We start from the raw sequence: 23710 nt of genomic DNA on the forward strand, positions 1-23710 counted from the left end.
AGGAGGGCCATTAGATGAAAAATTTACTTATTAGAAATATAAAATTACGTAAATGGACTATAATTATTTATTCGATGTTATTGTTGTTTTCGCCGTTACAACTAGTGATTGGAAATGATACTTTACTTACTAAATCAATTTATTCAGCTGTTGCGATGATATTATTGTTTATATCTATCGTTGATTCTGGACATGCGTTTAGGTTCAATAGTAAATTAGGACACAAAATGTCATACGATTTTTTTGCGAGTTTACCAGTTTCAAAAAAAGCTCTACTTAATGCAAACTATGTAACCGTACTTATGTTTACATTAGTAGGAGCAGCTATATTATCACTATACAATATACCGGATTCTAACGTTTCTGCGGACCAATTAAATTTGAATGTTATGGTGCCTTACTCTTACATAACAATTAATTTTTTTGCTATACCTATAGCATTTAAAAGGTATACTGAACAAAAATCGGAATATATTTCTTATTTGATATATCTACTAACGATGTTTATTATTATACCGATTTTTGTCATACTGGTTGCTGTTGGTCTTATCGCAGTATTTAATTTTAATTTAAGACAATTAGATTATTTAGAACCGATGTTTAACTATGGATTTTTAGTAATGAGTATTTTGTTTTTTATTACTAATTATTTCATTCAATATAAAAAAATAAATTAATCTCAAAGGGAGGCGCATTTATGGAATTAAAGAATATTACTAAAACGTATGGTAGTAATAATGTTTTAGACCATATTGATTTTGATTTTGGTCAGAGCCAAATTGTGGGCTTGATAGGTAAAAATGGTGTCGGTAAAACAACACTTATGAAAGTTATGAATGGAAATATTATCAATTATAAAGGTGATGTAAAAACAGGTAACAAAGAAAATATCGGTTACCTCATCGAACATCCAAAATTGTATGATAATAAATCAGGATTATATAATTTAAAACTTTTTGCGAATGTTTTAGGTAAAGGGTTCGACAAAAAATATGCAGACCAAATTATTGATGCATTCGGTATGAGACCTTACGTTAAGAAAAAAGTTAAAAAATATTCTATGGGTATGAAACAAAAGTTAGCAATCGCTGTTTCATTAATGAATAAACCAAAGTATTTAATACTTGATGAACCTACTAATGGTATGGACCCAGATGGTTCTATTGATGTTTTAAAAACAATCCAATCACTTGTAAAAGAATTAGAAATGAAAATTTTAATTTCTAGTCATAAGTTAGAGGATATTGAATTAATTTGCGATAGAGCAGTGTTCTTACGTGATGGTAAATTTGTTCAAGATGTAGACATGCAAGAAGGAACACCTTCTGACTCTACGGTACTTATATTTGAAGATAGTGATTTCGATACTGCTGCAACGTTCTTAAACGAAGCGTTTGACGTAATTCAAACACAACAAGCGAGTGGAGAAATTATTATAAAAGCTCAAAATAATTATAAAAACGTTCTTAAAGGTTTAGCGAACAAAGACATTTATCCTAAGTTTATTGAAACACGTAAAAGTTCGTTGCGTGATACTTACTTCAATATTAATCAGAAAGGTGGTCAATAATGAATAGTTTACAACTCGTAAAATATGATATGTTCAGCATTTTTAAAAGTCCGTTAACGTATTTAGCGTTGCTTCTGACATTGTTACCAATGGTTGGCTTCATCATTTTATTTTTACAACAGGCAGATGAAATGAATGGCAATACATTACTTACAATAGGTAGTTGGTTCTTTTCAATTATGGGCTTGCTATTTGTAATCAAAACAATCACACGTGATATTTCACAAGGTACAATTCAACTTTACATGAATAAAACTTCTAACCGTATTGGTTATATTATTGCAAAAGTGATTTCGATTATTTTAATTGCAGTATTGATAACAGCTGTATTAGTTGGATTTGTACTTATTGTTCAAGGTTTCGTTGATGGGGACAATATTAAAACTAAAAAGATTTTTGAACTATTATGGTTCTTTTTAATGTTCCATTTATTCTTTGGACTACTTTTATATTTATTTTCACTTATTGTACCTAAGACGGCACTTATATTTACGCTTGGTGTATTCTTAGTGTTAATTGTTCCATTTGCGGAACCGTTCTTACCTATGATTCCTAAAATTGGAGACAATATACAAGATTCATTAAAATATATTCCATTTAGCTATTTAACTTCAAAAACAACTTCAGGTGATTATACATTTACGAACTGGCAATGGTTTATAACTTCAGCGTCGATCGTTATCTTGTTTGTTGTTAATATTTTCTATTCATCTAAGAAAGATATTTAACAGTAGGTAACTAATAAATGATTTAAAAAAAAGACGTATGAATGTGCAGTTAAACAGCAACATTCATACGTCTTTTTATTTTATGATTAACTTATCTAATATGGAATCATAAACGTATTTCCATAATTGAGAATCAGTTTTATAACGATTCATCATAATTGTATGTGCTTCAGCAGATTTGTCTTCAAAAGTTGGATCATCTTTTGCTGGGACGTTTGAACGTGCTTCATCTACAAAGTGCTGCACTTGTCTTGCACGTGGTCCCCAAACAGTTTGTTGTTCATAAGCATCATTTAAGAAAACGAAAATAGGTATTGAACGAGCAGTTCCATTTGTTAAATACTGATCTATTAAATCTGTGTTTTCATCGCGGTGGAATACTCGAACTTCTAAATTTAAAGTTTCACTAATATGTTTTAAAATTGGGACATTCATCATGGCATCCCCACACCAATCTTCAGTGATGACTAATACTTTTGAATAGTTTAATGATTTAATTTTTTCAATCCGATTATCCTCTTCTGGTAAAGAGAAAGAATTGTAAATCGTTAATAAATTCTCTTTGTTTTCAGTCATAGCTTCGATATATTGATCAAGCGGTTGACTGTTTTTGAAATAAGTTTCTAAACTTGTCATAATATTTCCCCCTTTAGCGTATTAGTTTTTATTATATCAATTTTTAATATGAAAGAAAATTTTAAATACTTAGAAAAATAAATTTGATTTTAAGTTAACTGTTAAACAAAAAGATCAAATTTGTCTTTTATTAAATATATGGAGTGTGACAACAATATTGAATTTACATAGGTCATTTAAATTATTAATCGTTAGTCTTTTTATGGCAATGGGGATAGGGACTATTTTAATTGTGAATTACATTAATAATACACAATCTACGAATTTATCGCAGTTAACTATTGATAATATGAAATTAGACATACAAATAGATGCTCAAAATTATACAGTATATAATCATGTCGTAATGAAAAATCATCGTATTTATACAAAAGGTCATGAACCTCATTTAACATTTAAAGTCAATAAAAAAGACGGTCGCTTGAAAGGCATCACGCTCGTTAAAGACACTAAGATTGAGACTAATTTTAATGCAAGTATAGATGGTGATATACAAAGCGTAATTAATCAATTAGGTGATCATTATAAGAATAAGCAGTTACATAAATCATATAAAGTTATTACTTATTGTGACAAAGTTAATCAAATAAAGTTATCTATTGTGTACAAACATGATAAAATAAAGAAAATTGAATTCTACAAGAAATAAAGGATTTAAAAATCTAATGAATGATAACCTTATGCAAGACGATATTCTTAGATATTACATAAAATATTTTGATTCGAATCTAGAATTAGAATGGCGGTAGATAATTTGGATAAAATTACTTTCTTGAATGAACTTGAACAAGAATTAAATAGCATACCAAGTGCGGAACGAGATAACGTCATGTATGAGTATGAGCAATACTTCTTTGAACAAGAAAGAGAGGGGAAAAATGAATATCAAATTATAGGTGCATTAGAGTCACCTAAAAAAATTGGGAAAGAGATTAAAGCAAAGAATGCAATTGTATCTGCAGAGTATAGGCCAAATGCTAAATCAATTCTTAGAGCGATTATGGCCTCGCTAGGCATGGGAATTTTGTCTTTAATCATTATCTTGATACCAATGATATTCATTGGTAGTTTTATGTTCATATTACTTTTAGTTGCATTATTTTTAGCAATTAGCCCGATTTTATTAATTATTCATGGCTCATTATATAATATGTTCAGCTTAGCAATTAGTAATTATCTTTTTGCGTTTTCGTTTACTGGTTTAGGTATTGTATTATTTGTGATCATTGCGAAATTAGCTCAATTCGTTTATCGTTTGATACTAAAATACTTACGTTGGAATATCAAGACGATTAAAGGAAGTGCAAATGAATGAGGAAATTATTTTTTAGTGGTTTAGCATTATTTATTGTGTGCTTTACTTTAGGCTGTATTACTTGGTTTGGTTTTGAAAAGCAAAATAATAAGCTTAATGTTATTGATAAAACGTATGATGATGTGGAAGTAAAGCATTTAGATATTGATAGCCGTTCTAGTAATGTAACGATAGTAAAAGGAAATAAGTTTGCAATTCACTATAAAGGCCAACAGAAAGTAGATATAGATAAAGATAAGCAATCATTAAAGTTGAAAGAAACTAGTAGCCGAGTCGATAATTATGGCTTAAATTATAATCCATTTAGACAAATTAAGGCTGAAATGAAAATTACCATACCAAATGAGAAATTAAAGGAATTGAACGTTTCGAGCAAAGCACGCGATATTAAACTTCAAAATATCGAAGCTGACAAAGTCGATTTGAATATGAATGATAGAACTGGTAGCCGTGTTTATGTGCAAAATTCAGAAGTTGAAAAATTGTTGTATAGCGGTTTGAAATCACCTATCCATATTAGTGATAGTAAAATTGTTAATGCTAATATTAAAACCAAAGAAGCGAGCATATATGCTGAGAATACATTGATTAAAAACTCTGTGTTGCTTGCTCAAAGTGGGCATATCCAATTAGATCGTATGGACATTGATTCTGCATTTAAAGCTTCTAGCCAAAATGGTGATATTATTATGTCTTATAATAAAAAACCAGATAATACGTTATTAAAATTAAATCCTGATGATGGCGTAGAAAAAGTCAATAATAAGAACTTTAATAACGATAGAGTTGGAGAAGGGGATAATATTTTAGAATTCTATACTGTGCACGGTGATATTCATATTAATTAATAGACTATACATTATAATAGCTATGGAGAAATCTATATTGATAGATGACTTCATAGCTATTTTTCTAACTTATTATCATATTTGACATGAATTTAATAATTGGCAAAGGTCAAATCAGTGTCTATATGTCCATAAAGGGAATGAATATCTAGTGACTGTCCGTTTAGCCATTGTTTAAAATCAATGACTGTAGGTTTATTATCTTCGCCTAAGGTCATGTATGCTTTAAGCGACTGTGGTTCATACATAGTTGTATGAATTGTACCAGACCAACTTTTAAATAATTTACTATATATTTCAAATTCTGGATTATTAAATAATTCAAATGCATGCATTTTATCTAGACCATTCGGTGTTTGCTTTAAAAGTCTATCTAAACGTTCTTTAGACTCTTTTGTATAATTTCTATTCTCATGAGTTAGTAACTTGAAATGGTTCGTACATGTATGATCATATCTTACTTCAAGTGATCTAGGAGAAACTTCGATTATGGCATGATTTAAATGCTTATCCATGACAATATAGCTAAATGAACTTCTGTGTGGAATTTCTTTCAATAATTGAATTGCCTCTGGCACGTCTTTACAATATTGCAAAATGAGCCTACCAATCATATAGCATACGAAGCCGTCGCCTGGATGTTTTCTATGCATAAAGTTATACCCCATAGATAACCCAGCTTCATTCATACCATCCATTCTACCAGTCACACGAGATGTTGGACCAATTTGTGCTAGGCCTCCATCATTTGGTTGAAAAAGCTGATAACGACCATCGTAAGTTGCAGGGTGATAGTCGTAATTTCTTACCATATAGTCTCGTCCTAAATAGACCGTACAGCCACTATTTTTTAGTGGTGTAAAACGATAGTGTGCAAAGTTTAATATCATTTGATTTGTTGGTAGATTAAGGACTTCTTGCATACCTCTGATCTCTTCCCAAATTTGAGGTGCGTATGTTTGGAAGATATCATATGTTTCCTTTATGTGGATATCAAAGCGAGGCATACGTTTTTTCCATTCTTTTTCTCTATTTTTTAATAATGGTGTTTGTTGCATCCATTGAGCTGTTTGTACACCTAAATCGAAATGCGATCCGCGGTGAGTTAATATATCTGTTTTTACTTTTTGCATAATATAAAACTCCTGTTTTAGTTGTGTAATCTTACAAATTTGTAACTTTATTGTAACCCCATGTTAATTGTATTATACGATGCTTGTCGTTATTATAAGTATAACAACGACGACTGGTTATTTATTTTCAAATTAAAATGAGGTGATTGCAATGGCAAATTATTATGATGCTGTTAGAGATGCAATGAGTACTTGGTGGGGCAAGTAATTGACTAAGTGGCTGGGACAAATTAATTGTCTCAGCCTTAATTATTATATAGAGTTAGTGGAATATTTGCATGAGCGCGAGCTCAGATCAACTATTTATCCATATTAACTCTAGTGATTTTTGCCAGGGTAGAACCGCGAAATATTTTTAAACAAATTAGATTTCTTTTCCACTCTTTTTCCATATGACTAATAAATGTAATCTTTCTAAGAGTTCTGTTATTATTAAAGTATTAAAGGTAGTAATTAATATACAGTCTTTAATTATAACTTAAAGCATTACTACAATAATATCATATTATTACTATAATAATATTTAAATTAAAGTAGTGAAAAGCGAGTATATATTTATTGATGCTTTTAAGTATGCTATCATTAATAATGGATATGTTAATAATTTATTGAGGTGAAACAGAATGTGGAATTTTATTAAAGGTTTATTTAAATTTGTATTCGGTACAATCCTAACTGTATCATTAGCAGCAGGAATTGGTGCAGTTGTGTTCGCTTATATTTTCAAAAAAGACTTTGAAGATATTGAAAGCAAAACAAAAGAGATTGTTTCAGATATCGAATCTAATAATTAAGTTATTGATAGGTCACTTTAGAGTGTTCTATTCAGACTGTCGACAAAGTCTCCGACTTTGTAGGCAGTTTTTTTGTGTACGCTTGCTGCTGGCACTGCCTTAGTCTGTAGTCTTTGGCTAGTGCTATTCTCGCAGGAGTCGGCTTAAATCACTGCCGGTATTAAACAAAAAAATGATAATATATAGATTAAACAGTGCGGCGTTTATTATATTGAATAAACCAATTAATAAAAGACCACTGCTATTTGAAAAATAACTATACAAATATAAACAACAAACCTTAGGCGAACTATCACCTAAAGTTTGCCTACATTCTGAATAGAACGCTTTAGAGTGTGCTATTTTCTTATGCATATCGGTAGTAAATATTTGATGAGACAATTAGTTGTTCTTTCGTAATAAACATAAGCTTAGTTGAACTTTCCACAGTTATATTAAGTGAAATAAGACTAAGTATAAGATTTTGTAATATAAGAACGTAGGAGTTATGGGTTATATGGATTAATACGAGTGATATCAAAAAGTGATAATTTAATAATTTCTGAGTTGTTTAGCGAATAGCCCTCTAAATACATATGAACCATGTCTATATTTTTAATTTTTAATGTTATGTGTTCTAGCCATCCGGATTGGTAATATTCAATTATGATATGTTGTTCTGTATGTAGTGCTTGATGAAGTTGTAAATTAAGATCACTCAATTGATCGTCTGATAATGTTGGGCGATCAATCTTATTTTGATCAATCAAATATTGTTGTATGGTTTCGAATTGTTCTGGTAAGGTAGCGAATGGTTGCCATTTAACCATGCCGCGACCTTTGGGGATATTTGGATTTAAATATTCTCTAGGGATATTTCTATAATCAGTTTCATTCTTAAATTTCTTCGGAATCATTTTATCACCTCAATATCATTATAGAACATATGTTCGATTTAATAAAGTGATAATTCATTATATTGTATTTGTAATAAATCTCTATTAAAATGAAACTATCATAATATGGAGGGGTTTTCATAATGACGATAGGTTATGTCGGTACTTATACAAAAAAAGAAGGTAAAGGGGTCTACCGTTTCCAACTTGATGAACAAACAGGGAAAATAATTGAAGTTGAAACTGGGTATGAACTAGAAGCCTCAACTTATTTAAATCAACATCATTCATTTTTATATGCAATAAATAGAGAAGGCGACAATTGTGGTATCGCTAGTCTTAAGATAGAGGAAGATGGTAAGTTAAGTCTCATTAATAAATGTTTAGCGTCAACAGCTGGTACTGGCTGTTATGTTGCGGTATCACCAGATGGTAAATATATTTTTGAAACTGTTTATGGTGCAGGTTTAGCACGTATATATGAAGCAAATCCACATACAGGAGAAATTATTCGACTTATACAGGAATTAGCTCATGATTTTCCAACTGGTCCGTCAGAGAGACAAGATCATGCACATGTTCATTTTATGGATATCACGCCAGATAAAAAATATGTAGTGGCGATGGACTTAGGTACAGACAAATTAGTGACCTATGAGTTTGGTGATGAAGGATACAGTGAATATGCTGTGTTTGATTTTGAACCAGGTGATGGGCCTAGACATATTACTTTCCATGAAAATGGTAAATATGCCTATGTAGTTCATGAAATATCAAATATTGTAAGTACAGTAAAATATGAAGATGGTAAATTTACAGAAATAGAACGTCATTTGACGATTCCAGAAAATTTTGAAGGCGACACAAAATTAGCAGCAGTGAGGCTATCAAAAGATCAAAAATTCTTATACATTAGTAATAGAGGGCACGATAGTATTGCTATTTTCAAAGTAGCTGATGAAGGCAACATGATTTCATTAGTGGATATTGTATCAAGTGGCGGCGAGTTTCCACGTGATTTTAACATTACTGATTCAGATGATTACTTAGTGTGTGCACATCAAGAAGGTGATTATGCGCTTACTGTATTTAGACGTGATAAAGTAACAGGCGAACTAGAAAAAGTAGACGATAAACACACTGCGCCTGAAGGTGTTTGTGTACAGTTTTTAAAAGAAATATAAACTTAGAAGTTTATTAAATAACCCAATTACTAACTTAATAACATAAAAAAAGCGCCTTTCCCAAATGTAATGGGAAGGCGCTTTTTTATGCTATAGAACTTTCATAAACAGAGTTACTTATTAAAGAAGGCCTTAATATATTTAAATTTCCCTTTGTATGGTGGAAACAATAAACTTGATTCAAGTCGAGTTGATTTAAAAATATATGATTTGTCATGGCTAAATGTATCAAAACTGTATTTACCATGGTATTGACCAATACCAGATGCGCCAACACCACCAAATGGTAAGTTTGAATTTGCCAATTGCATCAAGGTATCGTTAATTGCGCCACCACCAAATGATATTTCATTTAATACACGTTCTGTCGCATTTTCATCTTCGCTAAACAAATATAAGCTTAGAGGTTTAGGTTTGGAACGTATCAAATCAATAGCTTCATCAAAATCATCATACGTAATGATTGGTAAAATAGGTCCGAAAATTTCTTCTTCCATTATTTTAGCATTAAAAGTAATCCCATCTAATAGTGTAGGCGCAATGTACCTTTCATCTTCATTTGATTTACCACCAAAGGCAATCTCAGCATGATGAATCTTTAATAAATTATCTAAACGACTAAAGTGCTTATGGTTTACAATACGTCCAAAATCAGGGCTTTCTTGAATGTTGTTACCGTAAAATTCGGTAATGGTTTTTTTTAGCGCAGAGATTAATTCATCCTTCACTTTACGATTCACAAGTATATAGTCAGGAGCAACACAAGTTTGTCCAGCATTTGTAAATTTCCCAAAACTGATACGTTCACTTGCGACTTTAATATTTGCTGTTTCATCAACAATTACTGGAGATTTACCACCAAGTTCTAACGTTACAGGAGTTAAATTTTTACTTGCTGCTTGATACACAATTTTACCAACTTGTTCGCTACCTGTGAAAAAGATATAGTCAAATGGTAATTGGATTAATGATTGTGTAGTTTCAGCATCACCTTCACAAATACTAATATATTCAGGATCGAATACATCCTCAATTATATGTTTAATAACTTCTGAGACGTTTGGCGTGAACTCAGAAGGTTTGAGTATGGCAGTATTCCCAGCTGCTATAGCACCAATAAGTGGTTCAATTAATAATTGGAAGGGATAATTAAAAGGTCCAATTATTAAAACTGTGCCATAAGGCTCTTTTATGATATAGCTTTTAGTTGGAAACATATAAATAGGCGTATTGACTTGTTTTCTTTTAGCCCAATTTTTAAGTTCTTTACGAGCATTTTTAATATTTTTTAAGGTGAAGCCAATTTCTGTAGCATAAGCTTCAACTTTATTCTTACCTAAATCTTTTTGAAAAGCCTCTAATAAGGCGTCTTCATGGTTTTTGATACTTTTACCTAAAAGTTTAAGTTGTTTTCTTCTGAATTTTAAATCTTTAGTCACGTGTGTTTTAAAATATTGAGTACTATTGTGGAAAGTTTGCTCTATTGAATTCAAATATATTCCTCCTAGTATGATAGATGCAATTCGTAAGTGTAAGTGATAAAAAACTGGAACATATGAACTATGCTCCAGTATAATGAATTTTTAAATCTAGATATTTAATTAAAATCACCTTGCAACTGTACTAACTTAAAGACGATTGATTAGTTTAAAGCCTCTGTGATTTGTGGAACTACTTGTTTTTTACGTGATACAACACCAGGTAAGAACGCAGTATTGTTATCAAGCTCTACATCGAAAGCAACACCAACTTTATCTTTTTCAGCACCAACGACTAAGATTTTAGAGTCGCTATTAATAATGTCTGTAACAACTAATACAAATAAATCATATTTTTCATTAGCACTTACTTCTAACATTTCTTTTTCCAATTCTTCTTGACGTGCAAATACTTCATCTATATCAACAGTATTAACTTGTGCGATACGAGTTACATAGTCACCCATGTTGAATGACTTTGCATCCATAGTTAAAATGTCTGTTGCTGATTTTTCTTTAGTAGAAGCGCCAGCTTTTAACATTTCTAAACCATAAGTTTCTAGGTCAACGCCAGCAATTGATTTTAATGCTTCAGCTGCTTTTACATCTTCTTCTGTACAAGTAGGTGATTTGAACAATAGGCTATCTGAGATAATTGCTGATACCATTAATCCAGCAATTTCTGGTTTGATTTCAAAACCGCGTTCTTGATACATTTTGTATAAAATCGTAGCTGTACAACCGACTGGTTCAGAACGGTAGTATAGTGGTGCTGCCGTTTCAAAGTTAGAAATTCTGTGGTGATCGACCACATGGTGAATTGTAGCATCATTAATTGAATCAGCACTTTGTTGGAATTCATTATGGTCTACTAATATTACTTTTTGATCGGATAAATCATCATTAAGTAACGCTGGTGCAGTTACATTAAAATGATCTAAAGCATATTGTGTTTCAGGTCCTACTTCGCCTAAACGGTATGCTGTAGCTTCAGTGTTACCTGTTTGTTGTTCGAAATCTGCCATGATAATAGCAGATGAAATTGCGTCTGTGTCTGGATTTTTATGTCCGAAAATATAAGTTTTTGCCATATCTAAATTCTCCTTATTTATATAGTTACTATTATTCTAGCACGATTTTGCATAGTTATTCTACTACAGCACCTAGTGAATTTTTAAAATGATCTAAAGCCCATGCATGACCCGAAGGATTAAAGGAAGCAACCCCGCGATGTGAAATAGTTATTGCGTACCCTAGATTATAAGCACTAATTGCTGAATGAAGCACGCAAATATCTGTACATACTCCGACAAATTCCAAGTGTGTAATATTTCGCTCTCTTAGCATTAAATCTAAAGAGGTCCCACAGAAAGCATCGTAACGTGTTTTATCTAGGTAATGTATGTGATCATTAAACAAAATATTTTGATAGATATCATTCACTTTGCCATAGAGTTCTCTACCAACAGTACCAATAATATTATGTGGAGGGAATAAATTACTTTCTGGGTGATATTTATTTTCTTCATAATGTAAATCCATCATGAAAAAGATATCGTGTTGTTTTTTGTTGTACACTTCAATTCGTTCAACAATATAGTTTTCAATCTGCTGACCTGGTAGGCCACAAGTTAATTTTCCGTTGTCAGCTACAAAGTCATTCGAGTAGTCAACAACGATTAATGCGCTTTTCTTCATAAGATAAAAACACTCCCAATAAACAATATAAAAGTAATTATATACTAAGTCGGTCAATCAATAAAGGGAGCGTAAATGCGTTTGAAAGATATCATTTTTGTATATTATAAAGTAATAGCTCAGAAAGGAATTAGCATATGATAATTAATGCAAAACAATTTGGTTTAAAAGGAAAAAGTAAATACGCAGATACAAGAGCGATACAAAAAGCGCTAAATTATGCTAAGAAGCATAAACCAACGACGATATATGTACCAGAAGGTGAGTATCATATACGTAAACCACTCGTTATATATGATTCAACAACGCTGTTACTAGACGAAGCGGCAGTACTTAAAAGATGTGGAAAAGATACATTGTTGAAAAATGGACGAAGATTCAAATTGTATTATGGGTATAAAGGCAATAGTCATATTTACATATCTGGTGGCAAATTTGATATGAATGGTTTCAAATATCCATACAATAATACGACAATGTGTATGGGACACGCAGAAGATATTCAGATACAAAATGTAACTTTTAAAGATGTTGTAGGAGGGCATTGTTTAGATGCGTGTGGTATCAATGGATTGTATATCAATAATTGTAAGTTTTTAGGATTTAGAGATCCAGATGGAACGCGTTTTTTCTCTGAAGCGGTTCAGATAGATATACAGGTTCCGGGGGCTTTTCCTAAATTTGGTGCTACCGATGGAACAATTACTAAAAATGTAATTATAGAGCATTGCTATTTTGGTAATTCAGATACACCCACAATGCAGAGTTGGAACCGTGCAATTGGCTCACATGCCAGTCGTTATGATCAATATTATCAAAATATTCATATCCGCTATAATATATTTGATGGATTGAATCAATACGCACTTACCCCGTTGAAATCAAAAAATACTTATATTCATCATAATATATTTAAAAATTGTGCTGGTGGGATAAGGTTTTTAGCAGTTAAAGACGGTAAAAATGCGAAAGACTTAAAAGGTAAAGAGCGTGGGACCCAAGCTGGCAGTAATTTAAATATTTATCAAAATCGTTTTATTGGTGAAATGAGTAAAGAATCAATACGCATTCAAAGTTATAATGAGGTTAAACATCAAACTGTACTTATAGCAGATAATAGTTTTGATCATTCATCACAAAGTATGCATTTACAAGATATAGAGGGATTAATATTATTTAATAATAAAGAGAGTGTTATTAAAATAAAAAAAGTTCGTGTAGAATGATTATATTTTTGAAATAAAATCATAAATATTCTTTATATAAGCGATTAAAAATACTGACCCTATTTAAAATATATTATGTTATACTCTAATAAATTATTATGAATATTCAGATAATAATTAAAAGGGGGAAGACATTATGAACGATTTAAATAAAGGGGATATGAGACGATCACATTATTTGACGTTTTTTTCAAACAAAAAGGAAAAGAAGTCATATAATGCTAGTCAATTAACAGGTTTAATATTGGGACCGTTATTATTTGCATTAACGTTATTATTATTTCATCCGGATGATTTATCGGGTAAGGGTATTTATGTTTTAGCAATCACACTTTGGATAGCGACTTGGTGGATTACTGAAGCGATACCTATTGCTGCGACTAGCTTGTTGCCGTTGATTTTATTACCAGTTGGTCATGTATTGAATCCAGAAGAAGTTTCAGCTCAATATGGTAATGATATTATTTTCTTATTCTTAGGTGGTTTTATTTTAGCTATAGCAATGGAAAGATGGAATTTACATACTCGTGTTGCTTTATCTATTATTAATACACTTGGTACAAGCACTGGGAAGATTTTATTAGGCTTTATGATTGCTACTGGATTTTTATCAATGTTTGTTTCTAATACCGCAGCCGTGATGATAATGATACCTATTGGTCTTGCGATTATAAAAGAAGCAAATGAATTAAAAAGTCAAAATACTAAACCAGAAAGTATATCTAAATTTGAACAATCTCTTGTGCTTGCGATTGGTTACGCAGGAACAATTGGAGGACTTGGTACACTGATTGGTACACCCCCTTTGATAATTTTAAAAGGGCAATATCAATCAGCATTTGGGGAAGAAATTAGTTTTGCTAAATGGATGATTATTGGTGTGCCCACAGTCATTGTATTACTCTTCTTAGTTTGGGTATATATTCGTTATGTTGCATTTAAGCATGATATGAAAGAATTACCTGGCGGACAAAAATTGATTAAAGAAAAATTAAATGAATTAGGTAAAATGAAGTATGAAGAAAAAATCGTTTCAGTTATATTCTTACTTGCCAGTTTCTTGTGGATTAGCAGAGAATTTTTATTAAAAAATTGGTCAGTTACTTCAGAAGTTGCTGATGGCACAATTGCAATGTTTATATCTGTTTTGTTATTTCTTATTCCTGCTAAAAACAAAGAAAAACATAAGAGGATTATAGATTGGGAAGTTGCTAAAGAATTGCCTTGGGGTGTTTTAATACTGTTTGGTGGTGGTTTAGCTTTAGCAAAAGGTATTTCAGAAAGTGGATTGGCAAATTGGCTTGGTGAACAATTGAAATTAATCGAAGGTGTAAGTCCATTGATTATTGTTCTTGTAATCACAATATTTGTTTTATTCTTAACTGAAATTACATCAAATACAGCAACAGCTACAATGATTTTACCTATTTTGGCAACACTTTCTGTTGCAGTAAATGTGCACCCGTTATTACTTATGGTACCAGCAGCTATGGCTGCCAATTGTGCATATATGTTACCAGTTGGAACGCCACCAAATGCTATTGTATTTGGTACGGGTAGAATAAGTATCAAGAAGATGGCCTCTGTAGGTTTTTGGGTCAATTTATTAAGTATAGTTGTGATTGTCTTGGTTGTGTATTTCTTAGTACCACCAGTGTTAGGTATTGATGTTACAAAACCATTACCATTGAAATGATAAAATAAGAATCACTTATATTATATAGAAGGCATATCGTATCAAAGTTACTCAACGTAACTCTATGGTACGGTGTGCTTTTTTAATAATGTATCAAGTTAATTAATTTAATTTATAAATAAGTAGCTATTCATAGTATAGTGGGTATGTAATAGACAAAAAATGCCTACAAAGTCTGAGTAGACGATGTCGGCATTGTGATAATTATCATTGAATAGTTTTCTTTGACGATAAATAACCTAGTTTAATAGCATTTTTTAATTTATATCAACGATTGAATTATGAAGTAGCTTGTTGCTCATTAGCTTGTGCTAATTCAATTTATTAAATGAACCAATTATAGTAACTTGGAAGTCTAAAGTATTGAGAATTTTAATTACTTTAGATAAATCTTCTGTTATTGGCGTGTCTGCTTGGACAAAAAAGTGATACATACCTAATTGAGTTTTTAAAGGTCTAGACTCAATCCAAGATAAGTTAATATTAAACAATACAAATGTGTTTAATATACTAGCTAATAACCCTGGTTTATCGAACTGTGGGGTTATAAGTAACATAGTATCGCTAGCATTTTCTATATGACGTGGTTGGTTACTAACAACTAAAAAACGAGTAACGTTATGTGGATAATCTTCTATATTTTGCTCTATAGGTGTGTAACCATATGTTTCTCCACTGCCAAGTGGTGCAATAGCACCGACGCCATCCTTAATCATATCTAAGCTTTTAATTGTGCTATCTACGTAATCAATCTCGAAGCCATATGATTGGATATATTTACTAGTTTGACTAATGGCAGGTCCAATAGAATAAACTTTTGAAATATCGTTCACAGAAGCGTTATCAACACCATATAATGCAAATTGAATATCTAAATGTAGTTCGCCTTGTGCATAAATATTTTGTTGTGTTAATGCATCTGCAACGATATTAATCGTGCCTTCTATTGAATTTTCAATTGGCACAACAGCTATGCTATCGTTGTCTTCAGATACAGCCGCGACTACCTCATATAAATTAGACTTTGATACATAATCTATGTCTGCTTCTGATTGGTATTGTGTTGCAGCTAAGTACGAAAAAGTTCCTTTTGGACCTAAATAATAAAGTTTCATTTGACGTTACCCCTTATTTATATGTGTGTGGTAGCGTAGTTAATGAAATGGACAACCAGTAGCTTCTGTTTTTTTATAAAAGAAATTAGGTTCTTTCATAACATTTTTATATCCATGATGATAATTGGATACTAATGTGGGTGACAGGGAAGGAGCTAGCCATGACCATTTACCAGTAACTTCTCTACCATTGCTTGTTTCATTTAATTCGAATCTTTCAAATTGCTTCGATGCAGTGAGATGATCAACAATAGATACCCCTGCTTTTTTAAATGAGTGATAAACTGCATAATTCAATTCGACAAGTGTGCGATCTTTATTGAAAGAATTATTCTTTAGTGTATCAAATTCAAACGCTTCTGCAACACTTTCTAATAAATTATAACGATAAGCATCTGTGAAATTACGTACAGCTATTTCATTTACCATATACCAACCATTAAATGGTGCGGTTGGATATGTCATACCACCAATCTTTAAATCCATGCTTGATATGATTGGCACCGCGTACCATTTTAATCCAAGTTGCTGTAATTTTGGAAAATGATCATGTTCAATTGCAACTTCTTTGATTAAATGTGGTTGATATTCATGATATTTCATTGCACCATCAGGCATCTTATAAATTAAAGGTAAAATATCGAAATCAGTACGAGCACCACGCCAGCCAAGATGTTCAGCAAGTTGAGTAATGCTTTTTTCTGCGGGATCACCTATATCTTCATAACCTGCATATCTGATTAATTGATTATTAAATATTTGTGGGGGATTATCCTTCGAGAATATTGTAATATAAGGTTTTATTTTCCCGTTATTTGTTGCTGTTGCAATGTGGTTTTCGATTGCATTAATAAACTCATTTTCAGATTGTATGTGTCTTGCATCAACAACAGTTAATGAATCCCAAAAAAATCGCCCAATACAACGATTAGAATTACGCCAGGCCATTTTAGTTCCATAAGTTAATTCTTCTGCGGTATGTTCATAAGTTCCAGTTGTTTCGATGGCATATTCAATTTCTTTAATTCTTTTTGAAATACTTTGATTATCATAATTTAATTCTTTATACATTGTGTCGATGAAGGATTTTGCTTCTTTTAACATATAAACACCTCAATAAAGATTATAAATCATTTTTGAATTTTTATAATCTTATATCATATAAATGTCACGACTTTGTCGTTAGTCATGTCACATTTTAAACAAATTTAAATTATAGATTAAATTGTATATGAAAAAGATATAATCTTATGTTGAATTTTCCAGTATATTTAAGTCCTCTTTCATGTGCTATCAAGCTTTCATTTATGCTAAACTAATGGAAAAGCCGATTGGAGAGATGGTTGTGTACCAATTTGAAGACGATACGTTAGTATTGCATAATGACTTATATCAAATAAATATGGCAGAAAGTTATTGGAATGATGGGATTCATGAACGTATGGCAGTATTTGATCTGTATTTTAGAAATATGCCATTTGATAGTGGGTATGCTGTTTTTAATGGATTGAAACGTGTCATTGATTACATTAATAGTTTTCACTTCTCAGAATCAGATATCGATTATTTAAAATCTATTGGTTACCAACAAGATTTTCTAAGTTATTTAAAAAATTTAAAATTCACTGGCAATATTCGTTCAATGCAAGAAGGGGAACTTTGCTTTGGTAACGAACCGTTACTAAGAGTCGAGGCGCCATTAATACAAGCACAATTAATAGAAACGATGCTATTAAATATTGTTAATTTCCACACATTGATAACAACAAAGGCGAGTAGAATTAGACAAGTAGCACATGAAGATATGTTAATGGAATTTGGTACGCGTCGAGCGCAAGAAGCGGATGCAGCACTATGGGGAGCTCGAGCTGCCTACATTGGTGGATTTAATTCTACAAGTAATGTACGAGCAGGAAAACTATTTGGCATTCCTGTTTCAGGAACACATGCACATGCTATGGTACAAACATATGGTGATGAATACATTGCGTTTAAAAAATATGCTGAGCGTCATAAAGATTGTGTGTTCTTAGTTGATACGTTCCATACATTAAAATCTGGTGTACCGACAGCAATTAAAGTTGCCAAAGAATTAGGTAATAAAATTAATTTCGTAGGCATTCGTTTAGACTCCGGAGACATAGCATATTTATCGAAAGAAGCACGTCGTATGCTAGACGAAGCTGGTTTCCCGAATGCTAAAATTATTGCTTCGAATGATTTAGATGAGCAGACAATTACGAGTTTGAAATCACAAGGTGCAAAAGTCGATTCCTGGGGTGTCGGAACAAAACTTATCACTGGTTTTGATCAACCTGCATTAGGCGCAGTTTATAAATTGGTTGCAGTAGAAGATAATAATGGAGAGTACGTGGATCGTATTAAACTTTCTAATAATGCTGAAAAAGTTACAACACCAGGTAAGAAAAATGTTTACCGCATTATCAATAAAAAAACAAATAAAGCTGAAGGTGACTACATTACACTCGATCATGAGGATCCATATGAAGAATCACCTTTAAAACTATTCCATCCAGTTCATACCTATAAGATGAAATTTATAAAATCTTTTATAGCAAAAGATTTACATCATGATATTTTTAGAAATGGTCAACTCGTTTACGAAATACCAAGTGAAAGTGAGGCACAAACGTATCTAAGAAATAGTCTTGAATACTTATGGGATGAAAATAAACGTCACTTAAATCCACAAGAGTATCCAGTAGATTTAAGTACAGCATGTTGGGAAAATAAACACAAACGTATTTTTGAAGTTGCTGAACATGTTAAAGAGATGGAGGAAGAAAATGAGTAACCTACAAGATATTGTTGTTAGAGAAATGAAAGTGAAACCTGAGATAGAAAGTGAAGTTGAAACAAAGCAGATTATTCACTTTATAAAAAGTTATGTACAATCCCACTCATTTGTACAAGCATTAGTATTAGGGATTTCAGGTGGTCAAGATTCAACACTAGCAGGAAAACTGTGCCAAATGGCAGTCGAAGAATTAAGAGAAGAAGGTAATTCATGTGAATTTATAGCGGTTAAGTTACCTTATGGTGAGCAAAAAGATGCTTCAGAGGTTGAAGACGCATTAACCTATATTCAGCCAGATGAAATCAAAACTATAAATATTAAACCTGCAGTAGATCAAAGTGTACAATCACTTAAAGATGCTGGAATTACTTTGACAGATTTTCAAAAAGGAAATGAGAAAGCTAGAGAGCGCATGAAGGTTCAATTTTCAATCGCATCTAACAAAAAAGGCATCGTTGTAGGTACGGATCATTCTGCTGAGAATATTACAGGTTTTTACACTAAATATGGAGACGGTGCTGCAGATATTGCGCCTTTATTTGGTTTGAATAAAAGGCAAGGTAAACAATTATTAAAATATTTAGGTGCACCCAAACATCTTTATGAAAAAGTACCTACTGCCGATTTAGAAGAAGATAAACCTCAGTTACCTGATGAAGAAGCGCTAGGTGTAAGCTATAATGATATCGATGATTATTTAGAAGGTAAATCAGTACCTAGTGATGCAAAGGCTACAATAGAAAATCATTATATTAAAACTGCACATAAAAGAGAGCTAGCATATACAAGATATACTTGGCCAAAAAATTAATTAAGTTCCAAATATTTTTAGTGACAAAATAAAAAGATGTTGGTAAAATAACTTGAATTTGATATCAGAAAGGAAAATGGTCATGTCAGTGATAACATCTAATCCATGGTTAATGGTTTTAGCGATTTTTATTATAAACGTTGCCTATGTAACGTGTCTTACAATGAGAACAATATTAACACTTAAAGGTTATCGCTATGTAGCTGCAATTGTCAGCTTTTTAGAAGTTCTTGTATACGTCGTTGGATTAGGCATGGTAATGTCTAGTTTAGATCAAATTCAAAATGTGTTTGCATATGCATTTGGATTTTCAATTGGGATTATTGTAGGAATGAAAATAGAAGAGAAATTAGCGCTAGGTTATACTGTCGTTAACGTTACCTCATCTGAATATGAGTTAGATTTACCACGACAATTAAGAGATTTAGGTTACGGTGTAACGCACTATACAGCTTATGGTCGTGACGGAAATCGATTAATCTTACAAATTTTAACGCCAAGACGTTTTGAATTTAAGTTAATAGAGACCATTAAACAAATAGATGAAAAAGCATTTATTGTGGCTTATGAACCTCGTACGATTCACGGTGGTTTCTGGGCGAAAGGTGTTAGAAGTAAAAAACTTAAACAATATGATACGGATGAAGTTGAAAGTATATGAAAAAACAGCAAAAATTTAAAGTCGAAGAAAACGAAACAATTCAAGATTGTTTGCAACGCATGCGTGACGCAGGTTACACACCTGTGAAGCGCTTTGAAAAACCACTTTATAAAGAGAATGAAGATGGAACTTTCGAAGTGTATAAACAAGAAATAGAATTTGTTGGTAAAATTTTACAATAATGATTGGTAAACCGTTATGGAATCACATGTCCATAACGGTTGTTTTTATCAGCACTTAAATATTTTATGCAGATAGTTGAAAAGGTTTATACTTTTCATAAGAATTCTGTTAAACTAATAATGAAAAGAATAAACACGAACTTTTATTCAAAATTATGTTTTAATGTACATGTTTTAAGGCGTAATATTAACAAAAATTATGTATGATAGGAGCTTATTTCAATGATTGAACGTTATTCTAGAGAAGAAATGTCTAATATTTGGACTGATCAAAACCGCTATGAGGCGTGGTTAGAGGTAGAAATCCTTGCGTGTGAAGCATGGAGCAAATTAGGAGATATACCTGCAGAAGATGTTAAAAAAATACGACAAAATGCCAAGGTTGATGTGGCACGTGCTCAAGAAATTGAGCAAGAAACACGTCATGATGTTGTTGCGTTTACAAGACAAGTATCAGAAACACTTGGTGAGGAACGTAAATGGGTTCACTACGGTTTGACATCAACAGATGTTGTAGACACTGCGTTAAGCTATGTTATTAAACAAGCAAATGATATTATTGAAAAAGATTTAGAACGTTTTATTGAAGTATTGGCACAAAAAGCGAAAGACTATAAATACACATTAATGATGGGACGTACACATGGCGTACATGCTGAACCAACAACATTTGGTGTTAAGATGGCATTGTGGTACACAGAAATGAAACGTAATTTAGAACGTTTTAAACGTGTAAGAGAAGAAATAGAAGTTGGTAAAATGAGTGGTGCAGTAGGTACTTTTGCAAATATTCCACCTGAAATTGAAGCATATGTTTGTGAACATTTAGGTCTAGACGCAGCCCCAGTTTCAACACAAACATTGCAACGTGATCGTCATGCTTATTATATTGCGACGCTTGCTTTAATTGGTACATCAATGGAAAAATTCGCTGTAGAAATACGTAACTTACAAAAAACTGAAACTCGTGAAGTTGAAGAAGCATTCGCGAAAGGTCAAAAAGGATCTTCTGCAATGCCACATAAACGTAATCCAATTGGTTCAGAAAACATTACTGGTATCGCACGTGTAATTAGAGGTTACGTAACAACTGCATATGAGAACGTACCATTATGGCATGAACGTGATATCTCACATTCATCTGCTGAACGCATCATGTTGCCAGATGTTACAATTGCATTAGATTATGGATTGAATCGTTTCACTAATATTGTAGAAAGATTAACAGTATTTGAAGATAATATGCTTGATAATATCGATAAAACATTTGGTTTAATTTATTCACAACGCGTATTACTTGCTTTAATAAATAAAGGTTTGGCTCGTGAAGCTGCATATGATAAAGTACAACCAAAGGCTATGGAATCTTGGGAAACAAAGACACCGTTTAGAACTTTAATTGAACAAGATGAGTCAATTACAGAATTATTGACTAAAGAAGATTTAGATGAATGCTTCAATCCGAAACACCATTTAAACCAAGTGGATACAATTTTCCAAAGAGCCGGTTTAGAATAATTGAATTTTTCAAGTGAAATCGTTACACTTTAATGTATTAGTACGTTAAACTGAGATTAAATTGAAAAATACAGGGGTTGTTTTAAATGCAAATAGAAAAACTAAAAGGGAAAGCATTAGATGAATTGTTTGATGCTATTTTAACACTAGAAAATAGAGAAGAATGTTATCAGTTCTTTGATGATTTATGTACTGTTAATGAAATTCAGTCATTATCACAGCGATTACAAGTAGCGAAAATGATTAAACAAGGCTATACGTATGCAACCATTGAACAAGAGTCTGGTGCATCAACTGCAACTATTTCACGTGTGAAAAGATCATTGCAATGGGGTAATGATGCTTATACGATGATTCTAGAGCGCATGAACATAGAAACGGCCGATTAACGATTTCACAAATTAGAAAATAAAAGATTAGGCTTAGTAGAGCTAGCGATAAGATATTAAACATCTTATCGCTAGCTTATTTGTTTTAATAAGCAATATGATTGGAACTATTAAGAAGCATTTTCAAATGTATGCATATTAGGAAAGTTGATTTAAATGTTTATAAAAATAAAGCGAGGTAATTGATAGTTAACAACGAATAAACATAATAGTCAATGAACTGACTTGTGTAATTGAGTGAAAGGAAGTAACGTTATGTTCAAAAAATTATTATTTGGTTTGTTAATGTTATTTGGTTTGTTAATGTTATTATTATTAGTCTTTATATTTGGAGTTGTTTTGACAGTATTTTCGAATTCATACACACCAACTAAATCGAGTATTGTGAAACCTACCAATGCCTTGCCAATCATTAATAAAACACAAGGCGTTACACGTGTAAATGGACATGTAATTGTAAATAAAAAATATAAACTCCCGCCAAAATACCAACCAGGTGAAGATAAAATAGCAAAACAAAATTTTAATAAATTATTAGCTAAAGGCGAAGCAGCGCAATTAGATTTAAAGTTTTCTAGCGGTTATCGAAGTTATCGAGAACAACAAAAAGTAGTGAAAGAATATGAAGAAAAAGATGGTAAAAAAGTTGCACATCAATATACTGCGAAACCTGGGCAATCAGAACATCAAACAGGTCTTGCATTTGATGTTGGTACCAATAAACTGTTAGATGACTTTCATAAAGATTTTGAGAAAACCAAAGAAGGTCGTTGGTTAGCGCAAAATGCATCGGACTATGGCTTTATTATTAGATATCCAAAAGGTCAATCACATGAAACGGGCTATGCATATGAGGCGTGGCATCTTCGTTATGTTGGTAAACCGCTTGCCAAAATGATTGATGAACAAGATACTAATTTAGAAAGTTACTATCGTTTAAATGAAAAATGAAATTAAAACAAACAAATCACTTCGAAAATTCGGGGTGATTTTTTCTACATCATTTTAGAACTCATAGCATAAAAATGATATAAT

General features: G+C 31.8%; 25 protein-coding genes. 17 read left to right on the forward strand and 8 right to left on the reverse strand.

The annotated features are described in order from the left end of the window. The first annotated feature begins 14 nt into the window (after window positions 1-14). From pmtB to pmtD, 3 genes are read left to right on the forward strand one after another with little or no spacing between them, the layout of a single operon-like run. Window positions 15-677: a phenol-soluble modulin export ABC transporter permease subunit PmtB gene (pmtB, locus tag LG295_RS05000; RefSeq protein ID WP_107531857.1), complete on the forward strand. Its 663-nt coding sequence runs from the start codon at window positions 15-17 to the stop codon at window positions 675-677. Window positions 678-697: 20 nt separating this feature from the next. Then, the gene (gene pmtC / locus LG295_RS05005; RefSeq protein ID WP_107531858.1) at window positions 698-1570 is read left to right on the forward strand and encodes a phenol-soluble modulin export ABC transporter ATP-binding protein PmtC; all 873 of its coding nucleotides are present in this window, start codon (window positions 698-700) and stop codon (window positions 1568-1570) included. Then, window positions 1570-2298 carry a phenol-soluble modulin export ABC transporter permease subunit PmtD gene (gene pmtD, locus LG295_RS05010; RefSeq protein WP_107557932.1) on the forward strand — a complete coding sequence of 243 codons (729 nt, stop codon included), beginning with the start codon at window positions 1570-1572 and terminating at the stop codon, window positions 2296-2298. The genes pmtC and pmtD overlap by 1 nt, the downstream gene beginning before the upstream one ends. Before the next feature lie 75 nt (window positions 2299-2373). Here the strand turns inward: pmtD and LG295_RS05015 are convergent, their stop codons facing one another. Beyond that, window positions 2374-2934 (reverse strand): thioredoxin family protein, encoded by a 561-nt coding sequence (locus LG295_RS05015; protein ID WP_107531860.1) that lies wholly within the window; start codon window positions 2932-2934, stop codon window positions 2374-2376. A 157-nt stretch (window positions 2935-3091) separates the two neighbouring features. Between LG295_RS05015 and LG295_RS05020 the strand changes: the two genes are divergently transcribed. The 3 genes from LG295_RS05020 (at window position 3092) to LG295_RS05030 (ending at window position 5097) form a co-directional block, all read left to right on the forward strand. Next, window positions 3092-3583, forward strand: a complete 492-nt coding sequence (locus LG295_RS05020) for a hypothetical protein (protein WP_107531213.1) — start codon at window positions 3092-3094, stop codon at window positions 3581-3583. A gap of 105 nt (window positions 3584-3688) precedes the next feature. Beyond that, a complete protein-coding gene (locus LG295_RS05025; RefSeq protein ID WP_107531192.1) occupies window positions 3689-4249 on the forward strand; it encodes an HAAS signaling domain-containing protein in 561 nt (186 codons plus the stop codon). Next, the gene (locus LG295_RS05030; RefSeq protein WP_107531193.1) at window positions 4246-5097 is read left to right on the forward strand and encodes a DUF4097 family beta strand repeat-containing protein; all 852 of its coding nucleotides are present in this window, start codon (window positions 4246-4248) and stop codon (window positions 5095-5097) included. The genes LG295_RS05025 and LG295_RS05030 overlap by 4 nt, the downstream gene beginning before the upstream one ends. 92 nt (window positions 5098-5189) lie before the next feature. On the opposite strand, the gene LG295_RS05035 is transcribed toward LG295_RS05030, so the two are convergent. Further along, window positions 5190-6230: a C45 family autoproteolytic acyltransferase/hydolase gene (locus LG295_RS05035; RefSeq protein WP_107531194.1), complete on the reverse strand. Its 1041-nt coding sequence runs from the start codon at window positions 6228-6230 to the stop codon at window positions 5190-5192. 623 nt (window positions 6231-6853) lie between these two features. Between LG295_RS05035 and LG295_RS05040 the strand changes: the two genes are divergently transcribed. Beyond that, window positions 6854-7024: a hypothetical protein gene (locus tag LG295_RS05040; RefSeq protein WP_017723456.1), complete on the forward strand. Its 171-nt coding sequence runs from the start codon at window positions 6854-6856 to the stop codon at window positions 7022-7024. A gap of 485 nt (window positions 7025-7509) precedes the next feature. Here LG295_RS05040 and LG295_RS05045 read toward each other — a convergent pair whose 3' ends face one another. Next, a complete protein-coding gene (locus LG295_RS05045) occupies window positions 7510-7920 on the reverse strand; it encodes a YolD-like family protein (RefSeq protein WP_107531195.1) in 411 nt (136 codons plus the stop codon). Window positions 7921-8039: 119 nt separating this feature from the next. Here LG295_RS05045 and LG295_RS05050 point away from each other — a divergent pair, with 119 nt between their 5' ends. Beyond that, window positions 8040-9083, forward strand: coding sequence for a lactonase family protein (locus tag LG295_RS05050; protein ID WP_107531196.1), 1044 nt, complete (start codon window positions 8040-8042; stop codon window positions 9081-9083). Between the two features lie 113 nt (window positions 9084-9196). Here the strand turns inward: LG295_RS05050 and LG295_RS05055 are convergent, their stop codons facing one another. The 3 genes from LG295_RS05055 to LG295_RS05065 form a co-directional block, all read right to left on the reverse strand. Then, window positions 9197-10576 carry an aldehyde dehydrogenase gene (locus LG295_RS05055; RefSeq protein ID WP_404476599.1) on the reverse strand — a complete coding sequence of 460 codons (1380 nt, stop codon included), beginning with the start codon at window positions 10574-10576 and terminating at the stop codon, window positions 9197-9199. A gap of 149 nt (window positions 10577-10725) precedes the next feature. Next, window positions 10726-11652 (reverse strand): manganese-dependent inorganic pyrophosphatase, encoded by a 927-nt coding sequence (locus tag LG295_RS05060; RefSeq protein ID WP_107531198.1) that lies wholly within the window; start codon window positions 11650-11652, stop codon window positions 10726-10728. 55 nt (window positions 11653-11707) lie between these two features. Continuing rightward, on the reverse strand, window positions 11708-12259 hold the full coding sequence (locus LG295_RS05065; protein ID WP_017723461.1) for a cysteine hydrolase family protein: 552 nt from the start codon (window positions 12257-12259) through the stop codon (window positions 11708-11710). Between the two features lie 137 nt (window positions 12260-12396). Here LG295_RS05065 and LG295_RS05070 point away from each other — a divergent pair, with 137 nt between their 5' ends. Next, window positions 12397-13485: a glycosyl hydrolase family 28-related protein gene (locus LG295_RS05070; protein ID WP_404476602.1), complete on the forward strand. Its 1089-nt coding sequence runs from the start codon at window positions 12397-12399 to the stop codon at window positions 13483-13485. 136 nt (window positions 13486-13621) lie between these two features. Further along, window positions 13622-15181 carry a DASS family sodium-coupled anion symporter gene (locus LG295_RS05075; RefSeq protein WP_107557941.1) on the forward strand — a complete coding sequence of 520 codons (1560 nt, stop codon included), beginning with the start codon at window positions 13622-13624 and terminating at the stop codon, window positions 15179-15181. 311 nt (window positions 15182-15492) lie between these two features. Here LG295_RS05075 and LG295_RS05080 read toward each other — a convergent pair whose 3' ends face one another. Together LG295_RS05080 and LG295_RS05085 are read right to left on the reverse strand one after the other, a co-directional pair. Next, entirely contained in the window at window positions 15493-16296 is an 804-nt protein-coding gene (locus LG295_RS05080) for a prephenate dehydratase domain-containing protein (protein ID WP_107531202.1), read from the reverse strand. Between the two features lie 39 nt (window positions 16297-16335). After that, entirely contained in the window at window positions 16336-17400 is a 1065-nt protein-coding gene (locus tag LG295_RS05085; protein ID WP_107557942.1) for a nitric oxide synthase oxygenase, read from the reverse strand. Window positions 17401-17641: 241 nt separating this feature from the next. On the opposite strand from LG295_RS05085, the gene LG295_RS05090 reads away from it, so the two are divergent. From LG295_RS05090 to LG295_RS05120, 7 genes are all read left to right on the forward strand, one after another. Further along, complete coding sequence (locus tag LG295_RS05090; RefSeq protein WP_107557943.1) at window positions 17642-19111, forward strand: nicotinate phosphoribosyltransferase; 1470 nt, start codon at window positions 17642-17644, stop codon at window positions 19109-19111. Further along, window positions 19104-19925 (forward strand): ammonia-dependent NAD(+) synthetase, encoded by an 822-nt coding sequence (gene nadE, locus LG295_RS05095; protein ID WP_107557944.1) that lies wholly within the window; start codon window positions 19104-19106, stop codon window positions 19923-19925. The genes LG295_RS05090 and nadE overlap by 8 nt, the downstream gene beginning before the upstream one ends. An 82-nt stretch (window positions 19926-20007) precedes the next feature. Beyond that, the gene (locus LG295_RS05100; protein WP_017723468.1) at window positions 20008-20586 is read left to right on the forward strand and encodes a DUF2179 domain-containing protein; all 579 of its coding nucleotides are present in this window, start codon (window positions 20008-20010) and stop codon (window positions 20584-20586) included. Continuing rightward, complete coding sequence (locus tag LG295_RS05105) at window positions 20583-20768, forward strand: NETI motif-containing protein (protein WP_017723469.1); 186 nt, start codon at window positions 20583-20585, stop codon at window positions 20766-20768. Before LG295_RS05100 ends, LG295_RS05105 begins: the two co-directional genes overlap by 4 nt. A 222-nt stretch (window positions 20769-20990) precedes the next feature. Beyond that, window positions 20991-22286: an adenylosuccinate lyase gene (gene purB, locus LG295_RS05110; protein WP_107531206.1), complete on the forward strand. Its 1296-nt coding sequence runs from the start codon at window positions 20991-20993 to the stop codon at window positions 22284-22286. Between the two features lie 86 nt (window positions 22287-22372). Beyond that, entirely contained in the window at window positions 22373-22675 is a 303-nt protein-coding gene (locus tag LG295_RS05115; protein ID WP_017723471.1) for a YerC/YecD family TrpR-related protein, read from the forward strand. A gap of 255 nt (window positions 22676-22930) precedes the next feature. Next, window positions 22931-23626 carry a M15 family metallopeptidase gene (locus tag LG295_RS05120; protein ID WP_107557946.1) on the forward strand — a complete coding sequence of 232 codons (696 nt, stop codon included), beginning with the start codon at window positions 22931-22933 and terminating at the stop codon, window positions 23624-23626. Window positions 23627-23710: the final 84 nt, after the last annotated feature.

The organism is Staphylococcus pseudoxylosus, from assembly GCF_044794325.1.
Classification (GTDB): domain Bacteria; phylum Bacillota; class Bacilli; order Staphylococcales; family Staphylococcaceae; genus Staphylococcus; species Staphylococcus pseudoxylosus.